This window comes from Lysinibacillus sp. NPDC047702 (genome assembly GCF_050272555.1).
In the GTDB taxonomy this organism is placed as follows: Bacteria; Bacillota; Bacilli; order Bacillales_A; family Planococcaceae; genus Lysinibacillus.
The window spans coordinates 1-5479 of record NZ_JBNNMG010000116.1 but is presented as its reverse complement, the minus strand read 5'-3'; the positions used below and the strand labels follow the sequence as shown (position 1 = coordinate 5479).

The 5479-nt window shown below is 37.4% G+C and carries 4 protein-coding genes, 1 rRNA gene and 1 pseudogene; 2 read left to right on the top strand and 4 right to left on the bottom strand.

What is annotated here, in order from left to right:
* The 4 genes and pseudogenes from ACQKIM_RS27545 to nadB form a co-directional block, all read right to left on the bottom strand.
* Positions 1-215, bottom strand: a pseudogene (locus tag ACQKIM_RS27545) (IS1182 family transposase); the annotation flags it as partial.
* A gap of 135 nt (positions 216-350) precedes the next feature.
* Positions 351-1454 carry a quinolinate synthase NadA gene (gene nadA / locus ACQKIM_RS27540; protein ID WP_427550085.1) on the bottom strand — a complete coding sequence of 368 codons (1104 nt, stop codon included), beginning with the start codon at positions 1452-1454 and terminating at the stop codon, positions 351-353.
* Positions 1441-2301, bottom strand: coding sequence for a carboxylating nicotinate-nucleotide diphosphorylase (nadC, locus tag ACQKIM_RS27535; RefSeq protein ID WP_427550083.1), 861 nt, complete (start codon positions 2299-2301; stop codon positions 1441-1443). The genes nadA and nadC overlap by 14 nt, the downstream gene beginning before the upstream one ends.
* On the bottom strand, positions 2258-3844 hold the full coding sequence (nadB, locus tag ACQKIM_RS27530; RefSeq protein WP_427550081.1) for an L-aspartate oxidase: 1587 nt from the start codon (positions 3842-3844) through the stop codon (positions 2258-2260). The genes nadC and nadB overlap by 44 nt, the downstream gene beginning before the upstream one ends.
* 91 nt (positions 3845-3935) lie before the next feature.
* On the opposite strand from nadB, the gene ACQKIM_RS27525 reads away from it, so the two are divergent.
* Entirely contained in the window at positions 3936-5015 is a 1080-nt protein-coding gene (locus ACQKIM_RS27525) for a cysteine desulfurase family protein (protein WP_427550079.1), read from the top strand.
* Positions 5016-5385: 370 nt separating this feature from the next.
* Positions 5386-5479, top strand: a 5S ribosomal RNA gene (gene rrf / locus ACQKIM_RS27520); the annotation flags it as partial.

The window sequence follows — 5479 nt, the reverse complement described above, 5'->3', positions numbered from 1 at the left end:
CCTTCTAAATACTGAATCAATAAGATTTTCACCAACATGATCGGATCTTTTGTTGGGCGACCAATGCTGTATGGATAAAAAACTTCCAATTGTTTCGATACAAAATTCCAGTCCATCACTTGATCCATCTTCACTAACTGATGCGAGGGGTCGTACATCATCTCGTAGAACTTTCGATTCTCTTCAATCTCTCTTCTGGAATATGTAACGTACATAAAAAATCCCCTCACTTCACTTATTTCATTAATGAGAGGATTTTATTGGAATGTTCACATTTTGTCTATAGACGATTTTATTTTTCAACAGAATGAAACCGTCTACCTGAAAATAAGTAGACGGTTTGTTGTTAATTAAGCTCTGATCAGCATTCTTTCAAGAGAAATACGTGCTTCTATTGCAGTATGAGCATCTACTTGAATGTGATTATGTGGTTGCCCTTGCTCTATGCTTTCTAGGCACCACAACAGATGAGGAAGATCAATTCGATTCATTGTTAGACATGGACAGAAATGCTTATTTAAAGAGATAATCTGTTTATCTGGATGTTGTTTAATAATACGATTAACAAGATTCATTTCTGTACCGATTGCCCATGCAGAACCACTTGGTGCTTTATTAACCGTATCAATAATGTATTTTGTAGAGCCGGCATCATCTGCTGCTGCTACAACTTCACGGCTACATTCTGGATGAACAATAATACGCATATTTGGATGTGCTTGACGCACGATTTCAGTATGTTGAACTGTAAACCCTTCATGGACAGAACAATGACCTTTCCATAAAATCACTTGGATTTTTTCAGGAGGTTGCTCAGTCTCAAGCATATTTGTATGTGGATTCCAAACAGCCATATTTTCAAGTGGAACACCTAAATCATAAGCAGTATTTCTACCTAAATGTTGATCTGGCAAAAAGAAAATACGTTGTTTCTGTGTAAATGCCCATTTTACCATATCTTTTGCATTGGAGGATGTGACACATGCCCCACCATGCCGCCCAGTGAATGCCTTTATGGCAGCGGTGGAATTGACATATGTTAGCGGAATAATCGTATCGCCAAAAAGTTGCTGTAGAATGGGCCAAGCTTGTTCAGTTTGATAAATATCGGCCATATCAGCCATTGAACAACCTGCTCGCATATCAGGTAAATATACATGTTGCTGTTCATTAGTTAACATATCAGCAGTTTCTGCCATAAAGTGTACGCCACAAAATACGATATTCTCCGCTTCTTTATTAGCTGCTGATAGCTGAGCAAGCTGCAAGGAATCACCCGTAGCATCAGCAAATTGAATAACTTCATCCTTTTGATAGTGATGACCAGGAATAAAAAGCTTACTACCTAATTTCTTTTTTATAGCAATTATACGGGATTCCATTTCATTTTTAGATAATGTCCGGTAATGCTCTGGTAGTAGTGACGTTTGCTGTAATAGACTAGTGATGGACAAGGGAATTAGCTCCTTTCGTTTGTACAAGTGCACTAATATCAAAGGCTTTTACTGAATGTGTCAGTGCTCCAAGTGAAATCCATTGAATGCCTGTTTTAGCATAGCTATTCAGATTATGAAGTGTGATGCCACCTGAAGCTTCTGTAGCAATATGTGAGGGAACAGCTGGAAGCCACTGCCGTATTTCTTCAGGGCTACGATTATCAAACATAATGATGTCTGCACCAGCCGTAATTGCTTCATCAAGCTGTGCTTTGGTTTCAATTTCTACCTCGATTTTAACTGTATGCCCAATTTTTGTACGTGCAGCCTGTACTGCCTTAGTGATACTACCGGCAAAAGCAATATGATTATCCTTTAACATTATGGTATCGTATAAACCATTGCGATGATTGTAGGCACCACCGATTCTTACTGCATATTTATCTAACATACGTAGACCTGGCATTGTTTTACGGGTATCACATATTTTCGCATTAGTACCGATTGTTTCACGAACAGCTAAATTTGTAGCTGTAGCGATAGCAGACATGCGCTGAACAAGATTCAATATTACACGTTCCCCAATTAGTAATTTTTGAAGAGATCCTTTAATAACAGCGAGTTTATCCCCTTCATTTACTTCATCCCCATCTTTTTTATGAAGTGTAATATCCATGAACCGATCAAGTAGAAGGAATCCGTGTTCAATTATAGGTACGCCACAAAAAATTCCACTTTCTTTGGCGTAAAAAGAAAAAGACCCCTGCTGTTCAGCCGAAAAAATGAATTCACTCGATAAATCTCCATCTCCTAAATCCTCGTTAAAAAATTGCTTGAGCATTTCCTCGAGCTTGATGATATTCATACAATGAATTCCTCACTTTCATCTGTCCTTGTTGAAAAATAATCCATTTATTTGCCCATATTGTGCTATTTAGTGGTTGATCAGAGCGTATATGGGCTCCGCATGTTTCTGTTCGTGTAATGGCTGCATGTACCATTAGGGTGGCAACAATATGCATCATATAAAGTTCAAGATCTTGTCGATCCAATCCATCTAAATCCACTTGAAGAAGTGAATTTAATGACGGTAGTTGTTGTATGAATTGTTGCATATCGATAGGGTTTCTTACTATGCCTAATGTGTGCATCATTGTTTGCCGTAATTGATTTTTCGTAAATAATAACGGCATTGGTTGTCGATGATGTTTAACATCAATAGAGAAATTATGTTGCTTGCAACCAGTTTTAATAATGAATTGCGCCATTCTTTGTCCAAATGTAATTCCTTCTAACAAGGAGTTACTAGCTAAACGATTGGCACCATGCACCCCAGTACAAGCAACCTCACCAATTGCATATAGATTTGAAATAGATGTTCTCCCCATGTTATCAGCAATAACACCACCCATTAAGAAATGGCTACCTGGTACTACAGGAATCAAACCATTTTGTATATCAATCCGGTTATCATGACATAGCTGTGCAATTGCAGGGAACTTTGCTTCAAAGTGCTCGATATTTGAAATATCAATAAATGTTTCTTGTCCAGCAGCTCGTTTATTATATAATGCAAATGCTGTAATATGACGGGGAGCTAGGTCAAGCTGAGCATGTAAACCTTTCATAATCGGTTGACGTTGTGCATCAACAAAGATTCCTCCAGCCCCTCGTACTGCCTCAGAGACTAGTCCCTTTGCCTCTCCATTACTCCAAAGTAAGCTTGGATGAAATTGCATAAATTCCATATCACTGATGGCAGCGCCAGCACGATATGCTAATGCGATACCATCTCCTGTATTTGTTTCATAATTTGATGTACATGTATAGAGGGCACCTGCTCCTCCAGAGGCTAGAATTATATGATGAGCAAGATAGCGTTTTGTTCCATTTTCTCCTTTTGTCAGCACTCCCACACATTCTCCTGCTGTATTTAATAAAAGCTCAAAAGCTGTTTCATAGCAATTTATATTGATAGTAGATGATAGTTGATTAAGTAAATAATTTATCATTATCTGGCCAGTACGATCTCCACCAGCATGTAAGATACGGTGATAGCTATGTGCACCCTCTAAGCCTAGAGCTGGAGCTCCATCTGCCTGACGATCGACAGGGAACCCCTCTTTTAAAAAATCACGTATAATTTTGGTGCCATCTTCTATAAGTACTTCAACATTCTTTCTTTCATGATGATGTTCTCCAGCAGTCAATGTATCAGCAATATGAAATGTTGGATGATCTTCTTGACTTGTAACGGCAGCAATTCCACCTTGAGCACGATATGAGCTACTCATATTAACAGATGACTTTGTAACAATCTGTACCTGAAAATGTTCAGCCAGTAGCCGAGCTGCTTGAAGAGCTGCGATTCCACTGCCAATAATAAGTACGTCTGCCTTTACATCCATAACCATACCTTCTTTACAGTTGTCTTGACACTTATCTTTACATAAAATAAAAAAGAAAACAAGACCTGATAAAATAGAAAGGAAGATTCATATGATATATCTGGATTACGCAGCAACGTCTCCGATGTCTGCAAATGCTCTTGAAGCATATAGTGAGGTAGCAAAACGTTATTATGGAAATAGTGCAAGCTTGCATGATGTAGGAGGACAAGCTAATTTTTTTGTTGAACAGGCTAGAGCTGTTGTAGCAAAATCACTTGGCGTAAACAATGATGGAGTAATCTTTACTGGGAGCGGTACCGAAGGAAATCTTATATCAATTTTATCTTTAGCCTTAGCATCGAAAAAAGGGAGACATATTATTTCATCACAAGCAGAACACACATCCGTACATGCTGCGTTAAATACATTGGAAAAATTAGGTTTTACAGTAACTAGATTACCATTACAACAAAATGGTTGTATTCATGTGGAGCAAGTGCAGGAAGTGATACGCGAAGACACGGCACTCATAACGATTCAACATGTTAATTCAGAAATAGGCTCTATTCAACCTGTAGAAGAAATTGCAGAGATAGCAAAAATGTCTAATATTTTCGTACATGCTGATTGTGTACAGTCTTTTTGTAAACTCCCGTTAAAACAGCAAGTGGATGCTATTACCATTTCAGCCCATAAAATTGGGGGACCAAAAGGTTGTGGGGCTGTTTATCTAAATCCAAAGATCCGTGTTTCCGCATTAACACCTGGCGTGACTCATGAGCGTGGATTAAGAGGAGGAACATTAGATACACCAGCAATTGTTGCCTTTGCATCAGCTATTGAAGATTATCATTATAACAATCAGCATTTTCATGAATTGCGAGAATATTTCAAGGGAAATTTACCAGATACATGCAGGCTAATAGACTGTCAGAGTCAATTGCCCAATATTTGCGGTGTATTGATGGAAAATATGGAGGGGCAATATATTATGCTAAAATTAAATGAGGCAGGAATTTGTATTTCTACAGGAAGTGCCTGCGATATTCACAGTGAATCTGGGACCAAAGCAATTTTATCTATGGGCTATTCATGGGAAGCAGCACGACAATTTTTTAGGATTTCTTTTGGTCCTACAACGACATTTGAGGAAATTGATCAACTAAAAATGGCACTTTCTACTATTTAATAGTTTCGGTAGAAGCAATACATTCATTTTTAAATAAGCTAAAAGCTTACAAGCCATTAATATAATTAGTTGGGAATGAAAAATTCCCAACTAAACTTGAGTACTATTTTATGTTTAATTAAGTATTTTCCTCAAAATTAATTCTTCCTATTACGTAATTGTATAGTTAGTGTAAAATAATTGTTTTCTTTTTTTTTAACAATTGTTATAATGAATAACAGAGTGATTATTTTTCTTACATGACAAAAATATCTTTTAAAAGTAATAAATTCTTTTTTTTATAAAAAAGTATTGCACAATGTGAGAAAACATTATACAATAATTCTTGTCTTGAAGGACAGGTAAACAACTTCAAAACAAAATACATAGGTCTAGTGATGATGGCAAAGAGGTCACACCCGTTCCCATACCGAACACGGAAGTTAAGCTCTTTAGCGCCGATGGTAGTTGGGGGCTTCCCCCTG

What these genes read in the sequence shown, in the direction of transcription:
- nadC (WP_427550083.1), bottom strand. Translation starts at nt 2,301, where the DNA reads ATGAATATCATCAAGCTCGAGGAAATGCTCAAGCAATTTTTTAACGAG.
- nadB (WP_427550081.1), bottom strand. Translation starts at nt 3,844, where the DNA reads ATGGATGTAAAGGCAGACGTACTTATTATTGGCAGTGGAATCGCAGCT.
- ACQKIM_RS27525 (WP_427550079.1), top strand. Translation starts at nt 3,936, where the DNA reads ATGATATATCTGGATTACGCAGCAACGTCTCCGATGTCTGCAAATGCT.